The 13,786-nt window shown below is 62.7% G+C and carries 17 protein-coding genes; 11 read left to right on the plus strand and 6 right to left on the minus strand.

From position 1 onward, the window contains the following. Positions 1 to 176: 176 nt before the first annotated feature. The 8 genes from TM49_RS13820 to nusG are packed head-to-tail and all read left to right on the plus strand — an operon-like array spanning position 177 to position 5,093. Positions 177 to 680, plus strand: coding sequence for a hypothetical protein (locus tag TM49_RS13820; protein ID WP_045682092.1), 504 nt, complete (start codon positions 177 to 179; stop codon positions 678 to 680). Continuing rightward, the gene (locus tag TM49_RS13825) at positions 677 to 922 is read left to right on the plus strand and encodes a hypothetical protein (protein WP_045682094.1); all 246 of its coding nucleotides are present in this window, start codon (positions 677 to 679) and stop codon (positions 920 to 922) included. Before TM49_RS13820 ends, TM49_RS13825 begins: the two co-directional genes overlap by 4 nt. Further along, the gene (locus TM49_RS13830) at positions 919 to 1,431 is read left to right on the plus strand and encodes a GcrA family cell cycle regulator (RefSeq protein ID WP_045682096.1); all 513 of its coding nucleotides are present in this window, start codon (positions 919 to 921) and stop codon (positions 1,429 to 1,431) included. Before TM49_RS13825 ends, TM49_RS13830 begins: the two co-directional genes overlap by 4 nt. Next, on the plus strand, positions 1,425 to 2,165 hold the full coding sequence (locus TM49_RS13835) for a hypothetical protein (RefSeq protein ID WP_045682098.1): 741 nt from the start codon (positions 1,425 to 1,427) through the stop codon (positions 2,163 to 2,165). Before TM49_RS13830 ends, TM49_RS13835 begins: the two co-directional genes overlap by 7 nt. After that, on the plus strand, positions 2,165 to 3,244 hold the full coding sequence (locus TM49_RS22670; protein WP_052699846.1) for a hypothetical protein: 1,080 nt from the start codon (positions 2,165 to 2,167) through the stop codon (positions 3,242 to 3,244). Before TM49_RS13835 ends, TM49_RS22670 begins: the two co-directional genes overlap by 1 nt. After that, the gene (locus tag TM49_RS13845; protein ID WP_158498638.1) at positions 3,228 to 3,671 is read left to right on the plus strand and encodes a hypothetical protein; all 444 of its coding nucleotides are present in this window, start codon (positions 3,228 to 3,230) and stop codon (positions 3,669 to 3,671) included. The genes TM49_RS22670 and TM49_RS13845 overlap by 17 nt, the downstream gene beginning before the upstream one ends. Then, entirely contained in the window at positions 3,658 to 4,401 is a 744-nt protein-coding gene (locus tag TM49_RS13850) for a hypothetical protein (RefSeq protein ID WP_144409567.1), read from the plus strand. Before TM49_RS13845 ends, TM49_RS13850 begins: the two co-directional genes overlap by 14 nt. Then, a complete protein-coding gene (nusG, locus tag TM49_RS22675; RefSeq protein ID WP_082074743.1) occupies positions 4,398 to 5,093 on the plus strand; it encodes a transcription termination/antitermination protein NusG in 696 nt (231 codons plus the stop codon). Before TM49_RS13850 ends, nusG begins: the two co-directional genes overlap by 4 nt. A 447-nt stretch (positions 5,094 to 5,540) precedes the next feature. On the opposite strand, the gene TM49_RS13860 is transcribed toward nusG, so the two are convergent. Then, entirely contained in the window at positions 5,541 to 6,446 is a 906-nt protein-coding gene (locus TM49_RS13860; RefSeq protein ID WP_045682103.1) for an AraC family transcriptional regulator, read from the minus strand. 99 nt (positions 6,447 to 6,545) lie between these two features. Here TM49_RS13860 and TM49_RS13865 point away from each other — a divergent pair, with 99 nt between their 5' ends. Together TM49_RS13865 and TM49_RS13870 are read left to right on the plus strand one after the other, a co-directional pair. After that, positions 6,546 to 7,304 carry an SDR family oxidoreductase gene (locus tag TM49_RS13865; RefSeq protein WP_045685241.1) on the plus strand — a complete coding sequence of 253 codons (759 nt, stop codon included), beginning with the start codon at positions 6,546 to 6,548 and terminating at the stop codon, positions 7,302 to 7,304. A gap of 37 nt (positions 7,305 to 7,341) precedes the next feature. Continuing rightward, a complete protein-coding gene (locus TM49_RS13870) occupies positions 7,342 to 8,298 on the plus strand; it encodes an alpha/beta hydrolase family protein (RefSeq protein ID WP_045682106.1) in 957 nt (318 codons plus the stop codon). A gap of 81 nt (positions 8,299 to 8,379) precedes the next feature. Here the strand turns inward: TM49_RS13870 and TM49_RS13875 are convergent, their stop codons facing one another. From TM49_RS13875 to TM49_RS13885, 3 genes are all read right to left on the minus strand, one after another. Then, on the minus strand, positions 8,380 to 9,042 hold the full coding sequence (locus TM49_RS13875) for an NAD(P)-dependent oxidoreductase (RefSeq protein ID WP_045682108.1): 663 nt from the start codon (positions 9,040 to 9,042) through the stop codon (positions 8,380 to 8,382). 70 nt (positions 9,043 to 9,112) lie between these two features. Next, entirely contained in the window at positions 9,113 to 9,586 is a 474-nt protein-coding gene (locus TM49_RS13880; protein WP_045682110.1) for an SRPBCC family protein, read from the minus strand. 54 nt (positions 9,587 to 9,640) lie between these two features. After that, positions 9,641 to 10,510: an SDR family oxidoreductase gene (locus tag TM49_RS13885; RefSeq protein WP_045682112.1), complete on the minus strand. Its 870-nt coding sequence runs from the start codon at positions 10,508 to 10,510 to the stop codon at positions 9,641 to 9,643. A gap of 108 nt (positions 10,511 to 10,618) precedes the next feature. Between TM49_RS13885 and TM49_RS13890 the strand changes: the two genes are divergently transcribed. Then, on the plus strand, positions 10,619 to 11,509 hold the full coding sequence (locus TM49_RS13890; RefSeq protein ID WP_045682114.1) for a LysR family transcriptional regulator: 891 nt from the start codon (positions 10,619 to 10,621) through the stop codon (positions 11,507 to 11,509). Between the two features lie 277 nt (positions 11,510 to 11,786). Here the strand turns inward: TM49_RS13890 and TM49_RS13895 are convergent, their stop codons facing one another. Together TM49_RS13895 and TM49_RS13900 are read right to left on the minus strand one after the other, a co-directional pair. Beyond that, on the minus strand, positions 11,787 to 12,389 hold the full coding sequence (locus TM49_RS13895; RefSeq protein ID WP_045682117.1) for an acyl-CoA-like ligand-binding transcription factor: 603 nt from the start codon (positions 12,387 to 12,389) through the stop codon (positions 11,787 to 11,789). 8 nt (positions 12,390 to 12,397) lie between these two features. After that, the gene (locus TM49_RS13900) at positions 12,398 to 13,582 is read right to left on the minus strand and encodes an FAD-dependent monooxygenase (protein WP_158498639.1); all 1,185 of its coding nucleotides are present in this window, start codon (positions 13,580 to 13,582) and stop codon (positions 12,398 to 12,400) included. Positions 13,583 to 13,786 lie beyond the last annotated feature (204 nt).

The raw sequence follows: 13,786 nt of genomic DNA on the forward strand, positions 1-13,786 counted from the left end.
GTCGTTCTTGATGCCGTCACTGACCCATCGTTCTCATGTCCGTCCCGGCTGCACCCGCCCTAGGCGCTCCTTTCGACTGACCTGACCCTAAACCGCGATCCACCGTCCCGCCATGGGAAACGACGCCGGGCCTTTCCCGGCGCGCATGGCTTTTGTTGTTTTCGAAAGGGAGAGACATGGCCGAAGAGCCCTCCATCGATCCGTTCATCCTCACCATCCGCTGCGCCCAGCGTGACCTGATCAAAAGGGCAGGGGGGATCGAGCGCGTTGCCCTGATCACCAACCGCTCGACCAGTGCCGTCGGCCGCTGGAACGGCAAGCGCGATACCGACATCATGCCGATCCCGGTGGTCAGGATCCTGGAAGAGGATACCGATGCACCGCTGGTGACCGAAGCCATGGCAGCCGCTGCCGGACGCAGGCTGACGGAATCGGATGAGCGCAGCAGGACGGCACTGTCGCTGATCCAGTGCATGGCGGGCGATCAGGCGAGCGAAGGCGAGCTGATGAGCACGATCCTCGAGGCGCTGGCCGACGGTCATGTGACGCCGACCGAGGCGCAGCTCTGCCTGCAGAAGCTCTCCGACAAGGAAATCAGCGAGGATCGGCTGAAGCGCTGCCTGATCGGCGCGATTGCCGGCGGCGGTCTTTCGGTGATCGACGGAAAAGCCGGCCGATGACGGGCACAGATCTTTCGCCCCGCATCTCCTGCCATCTCGTCTCRGTGGCAGGGTTCAGCTTTTGCCGCTGCGGCTGGAGCGATCATCCGATGATCGAGGCGCCCTGCGCCGATGCACAGGAGGAGGCCGAAGATGCGGCCATCCGCAGGATGATCGAAAGCGGTACCGACTGGCGACCGCGTGAACACTTTCTGGCGGACGGATCCGGCCTGACGGTCGATCGGAAGGCTGGTGCAGCATGAGGTACTGGGACCGTCAGGCGATCGAGGCAATGGCCGCGATGCGCCGGGATGGCAAGGCGCTGACGGCGATTGCCGCGGCGTGGGGTGTCTCGCGCATGGTCGTAGCCGGCATTGCCCGCCGCAATCCGGACCTGTTTCCCGTCAGGGAGAGGAAGACCGAAGCGGAGAAGGCAGCCGCCATCGAGGCCGAACGCAAGGCGAAGGCTGCAAGGCTGCTGGCGAAGCGGAAGAAGAAGCCTGCACCAACAACTGCCATCGATGCACCGATCCGCAGGCAGGTGCCGATCGAGGCCTATGACACACAGCACATGCAGCTCCCGGGCAGTCCCACCGTGCCGTTCATCGACTGCGGCGAATTCCGCTGCCGACTGGTGCTGACCCCGGGCGGCGAACGGCTCGGCCCGGATGCACCCTGCTGTGGCAGACCGGTGGCAGAAGGCGCTGCCTACTGCCCGGAACACCAGAAGCTGATGTACCGCCCTTACGAGAGGAGGACGCCGGCATGGTGATCGCCTCACCTCCGCTTCGCCACTTCGAGCGCACCACCGTCGCGCACGGCAGCAGCATGGCTGCAGCCCTGCGGATCGTCTGCGGCTGCTGCGAGGCGAGCGGCTACGCGATCCTCACCGCCACGCTGCGGCAGGCACCAGCCGAGGCCATCACGGACCACTTCCGCACCGGCGGCTGGAAGGTCGGAGCCACACCGGCAGACGACCGGTGCCCGGCCTGCCGCCGAAACACCCGAACCCAAACGAAAGGACAGGACATGGCAACCGCAAAGCCGCGAAAGGCTGCAACGAAGGCCTTCGCCGTGAAGGCAACAACAGCCCTCACAGCAGCCCCGGTATCCTCAGAGGCCACCACCGCGCCGCAGGCAGACCCGCCACCGGCGATGGACCGGGAAGACCGGCGGATCATCACCGAGAAGCTGGATGACGTCTATGGCGACCGCGGCTATCGCGGATCCTGGACCGATGCCACGCTCGCCCGGGACCTGAATGTTCCGCGGGCCTGGGTGAGCGACGTCCGCGAGGCCTTCTTCGGGCCGGAGGGCAGCAATCCGCTGCTGGACGAATACACCGCCGAGAAAGAAGGTTTTGACCGTCTCCATGCCGGCTTCATGGCGGCCCGCAAGGCGCACTGCGAGGAACATGACCGGCTCTTGAAGCTGGCCCTGGATCTTTCCGGCAAGGCCGACGAGATTGCCCGCATCGGCAAGCGGATCGAGCGGGAACTCGGCTGATGACCCCGGTTGCCGCCCTCATAGCCGATCTGGTGCGTGCAGGCGTTGATGCCGATCTGATCGGCCGCACGGCTGCGGCGCTGGCCGAGCGCGAACCTGTGTTCGTGCCGGTTGGTACCGGAGAGGCGGATGACGTCATGGTCGCAGAAGGCCATGGCGGTCGTTCGGCTGCGGCCAGACGACAGGCACGCTATCGGGCACGGAGGGCGGCAAAACCGGAGGCAGACCGTAACGCAGGCATAACGCGTGACGTAACGCGTGACGGTGGGCAGGAGGCAGGCGAGAACGGCAGAGCCCCTGAGATTGCTGGCGAAACGGCAGATCGGACCGCGGTCGGTGACGCTTCAGACCGTAACGCGGCGTTACGCTGTGTTACGGGTGACGTAACGCGTTACGGTGAGCCACAAAAAGACACTTCCCCCCAAACCCCCTATCAGAAAAATTCCCCCCTGAAAGAAAAGGCCCCTAAAGGGGCCCAAAAGAAAGCTCCCCCCATCGGGGCTGAAGCGGGTCTGTTTGCAGCAGAACCGGATGCCGGTCTCAACACCGGTCCCGGGGCAGGTCTCAGGGCCGACCTCGGAGGCGAACCGGAGAGGGCAGGGGCAACAGGCGACACCGTCAGCACCGGCAAGCGCCGGTCCCGTCGACACGGTGGCGATATCACCGGGCTGACGGCGGAGTTCGATGACGCTGTCTGGCCGATCTATCCGCAGAAGGTTGCCCGCAAGACGGCGCTGAAGGCATGGGCTTCGGCACGGCAGCGCGCCGACTTCGACACGATTATCGCCGGCCTGAAGCGCTACGTCGCCAAGACCGACGACCGGCCGTGGTGCAACCTCTCGACATGGCTCAATCAGGACCGCTGGACCGACAGGCCGGCCCCGGAACCCGTGTCCACGCCCGCCGCATCATCGGCCCGGTCGCCGCCATGGCCAGTAACACGCGCCGATCATCTGCGTGAACACCACAGGCGGGCGCAGGCATCCTTCGACAAACGCACAGGGCAGAACAATGGCAAACGAGATGCAGACATCATCGACATCGACAGAACTGACTGGACGGTTGAGAGCCGCACTTGAACCGGCAGGTGCACACCGCTCCGACCTGATGCTGGCGAAGCTGATGCAATACGGCTTCATCCTCCCCGACAGCATCGATCCGGAGATGGCGCCGGAGCTTTATGCGGACGTGCTGAGGGACAAACCCGTCGGTGCCATGCGCCGGGTGTTCGAGAACCTCAGGCTTGGCCGCTATGAGCGCTTCCGCTCGTTTCTGCCGAAGCCGGCCGAACTCTCCGCCCTCGTCGATGAAGCCGCCCGCCATGACCGGGAGATGCTGCGGATCGAGCGCGAGCGGGTGAGTGGCATCGAAGAACGCCGACGGCTGTCGGCATCGCTCTCGCCGGAGGAGAAGCAACGGCGCCGGGAGAAGGTCGCAGCCGCGAAGGCCCTGATCGCCGGAGCCGCGGCTCACCGAACCACAGGAGGGCACGATGACCGGCACTGACAGCGAAGACCGCAGGATGGTGCGAAAGGCCTTCCTGAAGTTCTACCGCCAATGGCCGACCTTCGGCGATGACAGCGACGAGCGGGCCTTTGCCGAATGGCAGGGACTGACGGCGGAAGACCGGGAGAGGGCCTCGACCCTGCTGCCTGCTTTCCTCACCCTTGCCGCGATGAAGGGCAGGGCGGTGAAGTTTGCTGCCAGCACCTATCTCAGGGACAAGCGCTGGCAGGATGTGCCCGAAGGCATGGAAGCCCCGGCAACAGGCCCTGCCATGGCCGCAACGTTCGGCAAGGCGTGGATGGCCGAGCGCTTCATCCGGCTTGCAGAACCCTGCACACCGCTGCCACCGCTCACCCGGTTCCAGGAGCATGAGATCGCTGCAGGCAGAACGGACCGCAACGCCCTCCAGCATGAGCGGATGCAGAAGATGGGCTGGCCTTCCGTGAATGCGATGCATGATCAGGCGGTGCGCTATCCGGGCCGAGGTGTCCGGGTCTCGGCGGAAACGGTGCTGCTCGGCTCTGACTTCGAGCCGGTGAAGGTCGGAAGCGATCTCTGGCTGGCATGGGAGCAGGAGCACAGGGCCCGGGGTTATCCGTGGCTGACCGATACGGGCAGGGCGGAATGGGTCTACTTCCCGCCGCTCGATGACGGCACGCCGGCAACGGCGCTCAACGGCTTCTTCGACAGGTTACAGCGGATCGGACAGAGCGAGGCGGCAGCACAATGACGATAGTGGGGATGGTGGCGGAGATGACGGCAGCAGCAACGGCAAGGATCACAATGACGAGCAGCATCGAAGCGGAACTCGGCGAACGCAGCCTGCGCAAGCTGGAGCGGGACGATGCGATTCGGCGGATGCGGCGGGACGAGCAGGGGGCGCTAGCTTCCGACACCGAAAGCGACACGGCGTGCTGGTATGTGGCCGTTGTTCATCCGGGCCATGAGCAGGAGACGGAAGCAGCCCTGAAGGCGATCGGGGCCGAGGCGCTGGTGCCGATGCGCCGGGGCAAGCGACGCAAGCGCCGTGGCAAGTTGCTGCCGCCGCAGGACGAGGTGCTGATGACCGGCTATGTCCTCGTCCGCTTCGTCAGCACGGCGAAGGCGCTGAGAGGGCTGCTGAGGCAGGAGCATGTCACGGCGATCCTCGGGGGATGGGAGACACCCTATGCCCTCAAGGCCGATGCCATCTCAGCTCTCCTGCGCAAGGCGGACAATGGAGCCTTCGACTACGAGCGGCAGAGCGATGTACTGGTCGTTGCCGGTGACAGGGTGACGGTCGAGGACGGGATATTCGCCGGGCAGTTGGGGACGGTGGTGACGCCCAACACCATGGGCAAGGGTGATGTCGTAATCGAGGTCGATCTGTTCGGGCGGATGACGCCGATGGTCATGCCGTTGGCCTGTGTCAGCAAGGTGTAGCAGAATGGCTGGATTGTCGGCGTCATTGATGCGTTGCTAAATCATCGCGTTCCCGGCGGCCAGATTCAGGCCTTCTGACTGAGTGCCTGGGACGGGTGCAGAAGGGCGGATCGCTTCGGCGGTCCGCCCTTTGGTTTACGGGGTCCGCCAGCCTTCAGAAAACGGCGGGTCCTTCCGCAGCCCCTTGCCCTTGCGGGTATTTGGCACCGCGCGGGTTGCCCAGTCTGAGGCTAAATTCGAAGCCTAAAGTAGGCGCTAAAGTTTAGGGTGGGGGTAAAGTGCTCTTCCAACTAGCTGCCGTTGGGCTTCCGTTAAAAGTTCCGGCGCGCGGACGCCTGTCAAGGTCGCTGAAGACTGAACCCGCAAGCGCGAATGCCGGACTAACAGATGCTAACCTTGGCTCTGATGCGGCATTGAATTCCCCACATATGGAAAGCGGTATACACCTTAATCCGCGACGGGCGTATTGCCTCTTGAATATGCTCCTGGTGACATACCCACATAGCGGCTGAACGCTGTGCTGAAGGCGCTAACCGAGCCATAGCCGACCCGCTCAGCAATCTTCGCGGTGGCCACCTTCTGCCGCAAGAGCTGCTTTGCAAGTGCCATGCGCCAGCCAGTAACATAATCCATCGGAGTAACGCCGATCTCGCGTTGGAAGCGGGCATAGAACGTAGACCGTGACATTGCTGCCTCGCTTGCAAGGCTTTCGGCGCTGATACTGCGGGTCGGGTCTTCATGAATACGCTTCAGCGTCGGGGCCAGTTTCGGATCGGCCATGCCACGCAAAAGACCCGGCGTGGCCTCAGCGCCACCCGTCGAGCGCAGCGCTTCGATGAAGAGAACTTCCAGCAGATGCGAAAGCACGATCTCGCGGGCAGTTCGTCTGGCGCCGGTTTCCTCGTTGATCATCTGCACCAGCAGCATCAGCCGTTTTGCGCCGCGCACATGAATGAGATCCGGCAGAAGCGAAGCCAGAAGCGCTTTGTCGTCGGAACCGAAGGCGCAATGGCCGACCATTGCCCGGATTTCGACAGGCGTTGCGGGATCGCCGAGCCTGAAAACGCCGGGACTGGTTTCCAGCCGCTGGGCGAGCGCCCCGCGCGGCGGCGGCTGAAGGCTGCTCATGGTGAAGGAGTAGGCCTCCGGAATGAGGATAAAGTCACCGACCTTTAGCAGCATGGGCTTCCTGCCCGCAATTGTCAGAAGGCATTCGCCCTCGACGATGGCGCAATAAAACGGACTGCCAAGCTCGGTGCGTTCCACGAGCCACGGCCCGCCGCCTGTCACCTGCTTGGCGATGGAGGGTTGCGGTTTCAGCAGTGAGACGACTTCTGCGACCGGATCGGTCATATTTTCGGACTTTCGATAAATAATAACGGACATACAATTATAGAATGTCCGGGAGCGCAAGCCCATTTTGGTGCAAGTTCAACAACAGGAGATATGAACATGCCCAGGATGCTTGTGAGCGGCGCCTCTTCCGGATTCGGTCTCGCCATCGCCCGGACCTTTCTTGCCAAGGGCTGGGACGTGGTGGCGACAATGCGTGATCCGAACACCAACCAATTGCCCGCCTCCGACAGGCTCACGGTCCTGCCTCTCGACGTCACAGACGCGGAAAGCATCGCGGACGCCGTTACAGCGGCCGGGCCGCTCGACGCGCTGGTCAACAATGCCGGCGTCGGCATGCTGAATGTGCTTGAGGGCGCGGACATGGAGAAGGTGCGCGAATTGTTCGAGACCAATGTTCTCGGCGCAATGGCGATGACCAGGGCGGTGCTGCCGCAGATGCGGCTTCGAGAGACGGGCGTTATCGTCAATGTCAGCTCCAGCGTTACCCTGAAGCCATTTCCGGCCCTGTCTGTCTATAGTGCCAGCAAGGCGGCGCTGAATGCCTTTACCGAGAGCCTTGCCCTTGAGGCGAAATTGTTCGGCGTACGCGCCCGCCTCGTTCTGCCGGGCTCCGCGCCTGCCACAGGCTTCGGCAAGAACGCCGTGGCGCGGATGGGGATGGAGATCCCAGAGCCCTACACCGCCTTCGTTCACGACTATCTGGCAACGCTTCGCTCCGGCACCCTGTTCACGACGCCGGAAGATGTGGCCGAGGCCGTCTGGCAGGCCGTGACGGACGACAACGCTCCGATGATGATCCCTGCTGGCGCGGACACGCGGGCTTTGTTCGAAGGCGAACATAACGCCACAGCCTGAACCCGTCTTTCACACCTCCATTTCAGGAGTTTGATCCATGAATAATCTGATCGATCTGGCGCGGCACATCCCCGCACCTGAGGCGGCGCTGACTGTTGCCTATACGCCGATCCGCCTCGCAATGGCGGGCCGCCAGCCACTGGAATTGCGGCTGACGATGCCCGCAAGCGGAGACAGGTTTCCCATCGTGCTTTTGTCCCATGGCTTCGGACCATCGAACTATATTCCTTCCAAGGATGGCTATGCCCACCTTGCCCAGTTCTGGGCGGAACGCGGCTTTGCGGTGATTCAGCCGACCCATGCCAGCTCGCGCGTCGGCGGCATGCCTGCGGAAAGAGAAGGCGCGCCGTTCTTCTGGCGCGAGCGGGTGGAAGAGCTTAGGGCCATTCTCGACCGTCTGGACGAAATCGAGCAACAGGTAGGTGGCGTTGCCGGAAGGCTGGACGGAAAACGCATTGCGGCGGTTGGTCATTCCTTCGGCGGGCACACGGTTTCCCTGCTGCTGGGCGCGACATTGCAGGGTGAAGATTTCGCCGATCCGCGCATTTCGGCCGGCATTCTGCTGGCAGCACCCGGGCGCGGCGGTGACGATCTGACGGAGGAAAACCCGGCGCGGCTCCCGTTTTTCGATGTCGATTTCTCAATGATCGCCGCACCAAGCCTGGTCGTTTGCGGTGCTGAGGACAATCCGCATTTCACCCCGCGCGGCCCGGAATGGCACGCCGATGCTTTTCATGATGCAGTGGCCTCGGACCGCGATCTGCTGACACTCCACGGTGTTGGCCACGGCCTTGGCGGCATTGCCGGACTGGACGCGAAGGAGACGGAAACCGAGGCCCCCGATGTGCTCGAAGCGCTGAAGCGTTTGTCTCTTGCGTGGCTCAAGTCGGCCCTTGGCGCCGATCCAGCGGCGTGGGCGAAAAGCCGCGCAGCGCTTGAACAGTACGCTCCCTCGCTTGGAGATGTGATCGCCCGGCAGGCTGAAACGCGATAAGGACCCGTATCCGCAGCCGCACTTCAGACGATTTCGGCTCCGCCTGGCGCGGAGCCGTCATGTCGGAGGAGCCCGGTTTTCTCATGCGGTGATCAGCGGCGACTGGTGCAGCCATTCATCCGAAACCAACTGATCGAGCACGAAACGCGCAACGTCTTTGCGGGCAATGCTGCCGCCGTGAAAACCCTGAAGGTCGGTCAGGGCGCGAACGAACTGTGTTCCCGGCTTGTTGGTGAGGATGGTCGGGCGGACGATAGTCCAGTCGAGGCCGCTTTTGCGGATAATGTCTTCCTGCCGGTTCTTGTCGGCATAGACTCTGCGCAGCAGGATCGGGAAAATGGCCTTGTCGAACAGCGCACCGCCGTGACCGCGACTGTCGCCCGCGCCGAGCCCGGTGATCGCGATAAGGCGGGAGACATTCTCCGCCGTCATGGCCTTCACGAGCGCTCGTGTGGCCGTCGACAGGAGAGTGACGTCGCGAAACGGACTAGCAGGCGTGCCGAGCGCACTGATGACGGCATCGCGTCCCTTCAGCGCCTGACGCAGCGCCTTTTCGTCGCGGGCATCGCCAACGACCAGCTTTGCGCCTTTGAGCTCTGCCGCCTTTTCCGGCGAGCGAGCCAGAACGGTAACATCATGGCCGCGCGAGACGGCCTGGGCGACGAGGTGGCGGCCGGTTGGGCCGGTGGCGCCGAGGATGACGATCTTCGGCAGTGGAGATGCGTGGATTTCGGTCGTGGACATGGCGTTCAATCCTTTCGGGGCGGCGGGGCGCCTCTTTCAGGACGCCCGCCGTGGAGTGAGACAGGGGTGATCAGAGCTTGCCCTCCGCGACCAGTTCTCGGGTGCGTTTGAGCGTTGAGGTGAGCGCGGCCTTGTAGCCGTTATCGCTGTCGAACTGTTCCTGTTCGGCCTGTTCTTCCGGGCCGTCCGGCTTTTTGCCGCGAAGCCCGATATAGCAGTAGAAGCGAAGCTGGAGTTCTCCCGCCTCATCCTCGAACAGCTCGTTGACGATGGCGCCTTCGCGCGGACCGGTGGCCTGGAAGAAGGTCACTTTCTTCAGCGGTTCCAGCGTGATGATCTCACGAAGATCGGCGCCGGCAATCGTGACCTCGCGGACGAAATGGGTTTCGCTTTCCTCCGTGACATCGCAGCGTGTGCAAAGCCCAGGCGGGAGGAACAGGCGCGCATCACGTGCCTTCAGTTCCAACCCCTTCCATACCTGCTCGCGGGTGAGCGTAGTTTCGACTGCCGGATTGACTGGAATTGTGGCGGTTGAATAGATCATGACAGAATTCCCTTGTTTGAAAGACAGTTGTTTGAAAGACAGTCGGGCGCGCGCTTAATCGGCGGCGACGGCTTCCAGGATGAAGTTGCGATAGGTGCGCAGCGGGCGGCCGAGAAGGGCTTCGAGGCGGGCAACGTCGCCGCCTTCCGGCAGCATGCCGTCGGTGAGAAAGCGCTCGCCCATCATCCGCATGTCGTAGGCCATCCAAGGCGGCATGAACTGCTTCAGATTGCCTTCGAAGGCGTCCGTGTCGTCGCCGGCATAGGCGATGGTGCGGCCCAATGCTTCCGACCAGATGGACGCCACCTCGGCGCCGGTCAGCGTTTCCGGGCCCACCAAGTTGATCCGGTCAAGGGGAAGCGGCGCCGGCGCGGTTTCGCGGCGCAGCAGTTCGAGGGCGGCAATCTCGGCGATGTCGCGCACGTCGATCATGGCAAGACCCTTGTCGCCGACGGGCATCGGGTAGACGCCGTGGCTGGTGATGGCATCCTTGATCATCATTTCGTTCTGGATGAAGTAGGCCGGGCGCAGGATCGTCGCGCTCATTCCCATCTGCTCGATCATCCGCTCGACGGCGAATTTGCCGGCAAAGTGCGGCACATTGACATAGACATCGGGGTGAATGACCGAGAGGTAGACGATGCGCTCGATACCGGCGGCGCGGGCGACATTCAGGGCAATCAGCGCCTGGGTGAATTCGTCCGGCACGACGGCGTTCAGCAGGAACAGCGTCGAGACGCCGTCAAAGGCGCTGCGCAGGCTGTCGACGTTCAGAAAGTCGCCCTGGACCACGTCGACGCCTGCCGGAAATTCGGCTTTGGACGGATCGCGGACAAGGGCTTTGACGTCTGCGCCCTGGCTTACGAGATGCTGGACGACCTGATTGCCGATATTGCCGGTGGCGCCTGTCACAAGAATAGTCATGATATTTTCTCCGGGTTGGTGTGTTTGCTTGACAACCCGAATATGGATGATCCATTCTTGGTCCAATAGATCGCTAATTTAGACATGCCGTCTCAAAGATGGAACGATATGGACCTTCTTGCTCTGTCTGATTTCAATCTCGTCGCCCGCCATGGCGGCTTCGGCAAGGCGGCGCGCGCCTCCGGCCGGCCCAAGGCCACGCTGTCGCGGCGCGTCGCAGAACTCGAAGCCGCACTTGAACTGCGGCTGTTCGAGCGCGGCGGACGCGATCTGAAACTGACTGAAGAAGGCCGGGCTCTTCACGAGCGCACGGCCGCCCTGCTGACGGAGATCGACGAAACGGCGGCCAGCATTGCCTCGGGCGGGGACACACCGCGTGGCCGCTTGCGCATCAGCGCGCCGCTTCTTCTGTCGCAGACGGCCATGGGCAGGATCGCCGCGGGCTTTGCGCTGAAATATCCCGACGTCCGGCTGGAAATCACCACCGAGGACCGCCCCGTCGACATGATCGAGGAAGGCTACGATCTGGTGATCCGGGTTAACCCGGACGAGGATGAAACGCTGATCGGCAAACCGTTCCTGCACGACCGTCTGGCGGTCGTGGCGGCTCCCGGGCTTGTGCGAAACGAAGCCGACAAACCCGTTCCGGGCGTTGTGCGCGGCGCGAACGTTGCGCAAAGCTGGGAGATGACAACGCCGAAAGGTCTTGAGACCGTCGATGTGGAGCCGGTGCTCGCCTTGTCATCGCTGATCATGGTGCGCGATGCTGTGCTGACCGGTGTGGGCGTCGCCCGCCTGCCGATATCGCTCGTCAGCCACAGTCTTTCCGACGGCAGCCTTAGCCACTGGGGCGATATTGAGGGCTCCGAGATCGCACTTTGGGCGCTCTACCCCTCGCGGCGACTGCTCAGCAGCCGCGTCTCGGCCTTCCTCGCCTATCTGAAAGAGGCCTTCCCGAACGGGACGCCGGATGAGCTTACTGCGTATATCGCCCGGTAGCGTTCATGCCTTTCATGGAGCAGTGGAGACGGCCCCCCTCTGAGCCGCAGTGTGTCGCAGCCGTGTAAGATGCTACCGACCTGCCGGCAAGAGCGGCCTGCAAGACACCGGCTGAACCTGAGCCGTCCATGGTGATGGACAGCTCTAAGGTCTTGATGGGATTCGAACTGTCTATCCCTGATCGAGTTGCTCACGGGCATCGCCACAGAGGGCTTGTCAGTTGAACCTGCTGCCAGTCGCCGCGATCTCAACGACCTCCTACCCGCAGGCCAGAATCCTAGTGGGCCGCGATGTCTTCAATACAGAACTGAGCCATGACCTGCCTAAGCACATCGCTCAGCGAGCCATCCTCGCGGTCGAGCCATAATTCGACAGCCGCATGGATGGCGGCAATCACCACCGCGGCGGCGAGACGTGGCGCCAGGTGCGTCGTGGGATCGACTCCCGCCCGTCGGCCAATTTCAGCGGCGACTTCCTGTTCGATCAACCTATCTGCCTTGGCCGCCTCGGCGAAGAGCGAAGGCTCTGCACGGATGAGACGCGCGCGGGCGATCCAGTCGCGGTCGGGCTCTTCCTCGAAGAGCGCGATCACCGTGGAACGGAGCGCGTCATGAAGGGCAAGCCCGTCTGGCTGACTGCTCAGGATTTCGCAAAGTTGCTCGGCCCGTATCGTCGCACTTCCAACGATTGCGGCTTCCTTGCTCGGAAAATAATTGTTGAATGTACGCGGGGAAACGTCCGCCTCGGCGGCGATATCCTCGATACGGACGTGCGAGACGCCGCGCTCGAGCGCAAGGCGAAGGGCGACATCGCTGAGTTTGACGCGCATGGCGCGCTTCTTGCGCTCGCGCAGTCCGATGGGGGAAATACCAGTGTTCATGCGGCTAATTATAACTGGGCTGACAAGAAAGTGTATGTGCGAAGGACGTCTGTACTGTCGGATTTCCAGCGCGACAAGACGCCCGTCAACGGCGATGACAGAAACAGATTGCGCGCGAGAATACCCGCTCGCGTGCGCGGAACGGTGATGCCGGTGAAAAGTTGCGACTGTTTCAGCTTGACCAGAGGGCGCTGCGCCGCCTCGTATCGCGCCAGAGCCGAGGCGGAAATTCCGCCCTCTGACAGTTCGCCCGTAAGCCGGTAGGCGCCGGTCAGCGCCAACAGTGCGCCGGCCCCTGAGGCTGGAGACGCGCAATAGGCTGCATCGCCCACCAGCACCACGCGGCCATGCGACCAGCACGGCATCTTCGTCTGAGCCAGGGCATCAAAATAGAAGTCTTCGGCGTTGTCCGCAGCATCGAGCAGATCGGGCATATGCCATTCCATCCCGGCGAAGGCATCGCGCAGCAGGCGGCGCTGTGCCGCAACGTCGCGATGGTGGTAGGCAAGCGGCTGGTCGCTCCGGAACATGAAGGTGATCTGCCCCTCTTCGGCGCCGGCGCGATAGACAGCCGCGGACCGGCCCGCCTCATTGAAAAAGGTGGTCCAGCCAGGCTCGCCGATATCCATGTCCGCGGCCACGGAGGCAAAATAGTGCTGGCGGAACTGCACGAAGCTATCCTCGGGGCCGAAGACGATCCGACGGATTGCGGAATGCAAACCATCCGCCCCGATGACAAGATCGAAGCGCCGTTGCACTCCGCTGTGAAACGTCACATCGACGCCCTGGTCATCCTGAGCGAGCGCTGCCACCGCATCGTTGAAAATATACTCCACATCCGCATGTGTGCCCTGGTAAAGCAGCGCCGACAGATCGCCGCGCGTGATCTCGACATCTTCCGACCCGACCATTTTTTCGAGCTCGGAAGCCGCGATCCGCGCTCGCTCTCGGTCGCGCGCATCAACGAAGCGAAGCCCCTCAACGTGAACAGCCCGTTCGAGCACTGCCGCGTCAAGGCCCATGCGGTCGATAACCGCGAGAGCCTCGGCACGAATATCGACGCCGTTGCCGCCTTGGCGCAGCGCGCTGGCCCGTTCGACGATTGTCACGTTGAACCCAGCGCGCACGAGCCAGAATGCTGCAGCAGGACCAGCAATGCTGGCCCCTGAAATCAAGATTGCCGATTTGGTCATGGAACAGAACTCCTGAAGGTTTCGCATGCCTTCTTTCATATATTTGCCTATTTAGCAATCTTTCGTGATGAGCAAACTTGCTTGACACGCACTTTTATGCGAGGAAAGTTTTCGCAAAGACCGCTTCTGGCTCCCGTGCCGCCGACAACGCTGCGCCTTTGCCGGGCCGGTCTCTGCGAAAAACTAGGCTGTTGCTAAAGGAGC

The sequence above is a fragment of the Martelella endophytica genome (assembly GCF_000960975.1).
Lineage (GTDB): Bacteria > Pseudomonadota > Alphaproteobacteria > Rhizobiales > Rhizobiaceae > Martelella > Martelella endophytica.

Excerpts from the sequence above, each read along its gene's own strand:
- TM49_RS13820 (WP_045682092.1), top strand. The coding sequence starts at position 177 with ATGGCCGAAGAGCCCTCCATCGATCCGTTCATCCTCACCATCCGCTGC.
- TM49_RS13830 (WP_045682096.1), top strand. The coding sequence starts at position 919 with ATGAGGTACTGGGACCGTCAGGCGATCGAGGCAATGGCCGCGATGCGC.
- TM49_RS13835 (WP_045682098.1), top strand. The coding sequence starts at position 1,425 with ATGGTGATCGCCTCACCTCCGCTTCGCCACTTCGAGCGCACCACCGTC.
- TM49_RS22670 (WP_052699846.1), top strand. The coding sequence starts at position 2,165 with ATGACCCCGGTTGCCGCCCTCATAGCCGATCTGGTGCGTGCAGGCGTT.
- TM49_RS13850 (WP_144409567.1), top strand. The coding sequence starts at position 3,658 with ATGACCGGCACTGACAGCGAAGACCGCAGGATGGTGCGAAAGGCCTTC.
- nusG (WP_082074743.1), top strand. The coding sequence starts at position 4,398 with ATGACGATAGTGGGGATGGTGGCGGAGATGACGGCAGCAGCAACGGCA.
- TM49_RS13860 (WP_045682103.1), bottom strand. The coding sequence starts at position 6,446 with ATGACCGATCCGGTCGCAGAAGTCGTCTCACTGCTGAAACCGCAACCC.
- TM49_RS13865 (WP_045685241.1), top strand. The coding sequence starts at position 6,546 with ATGCCCAGGATGCTTGTGAGCGGCGCCTCTTCCGGATTCGGTCTCGCC.
- TM49_RS13870 (WP_045682106.1), top strand. The coding sequence starts at position 7,342 with ATGAATAATCTGATCGATCTGGCGCGGCACATCCCCGCACCTGAGGCG.
- TM49_RS13875 (WP_045682108.1), bottom strand. The coding sequence starts at position 9,042 with ATGTCCACGACCGAAATCCACGCATCTCCACTGCCGAAGATCGTCATC.
- TM49_RS13880 (WP_045682110.1), bottom strand. The coding sequence starts at position 9,586 with ATGATCTATTCAACCGCCACAATTCCAGTCAATCCGGCAGTCGAAACT.
- TM49_RS13885 (WP_045682112.1), bottom strand. The coding sequence starts at position 10,510 with ATGACTATTCTTGTGACAGGCGCCACCGGCAATATCGGCAATCAGGTC.
- TM49_RS13890 (WP_045682114.1), top strand. The coding sequence starts at position 10,619 with ATGGACCTTCTTGCTCTGTCTGATTTCAATCTCGTCGCCCGCCATGGC.
- TM49_RS13895 (WP_045682117.1), bottom strand. The coding sequence starts at position 12,389 with ATGAACACTGGTATTTCCCCCATCGGACTGCGCGAGCGCAAGAAGCGC.
- TM49_RS13900 (WP_158498639.1), bottom strand. The coding sequence starts at position 13,582 with ATGACCAAATCGGCAATCTTGATTTCAGGGGCCAGCATTGCTGGTCCT.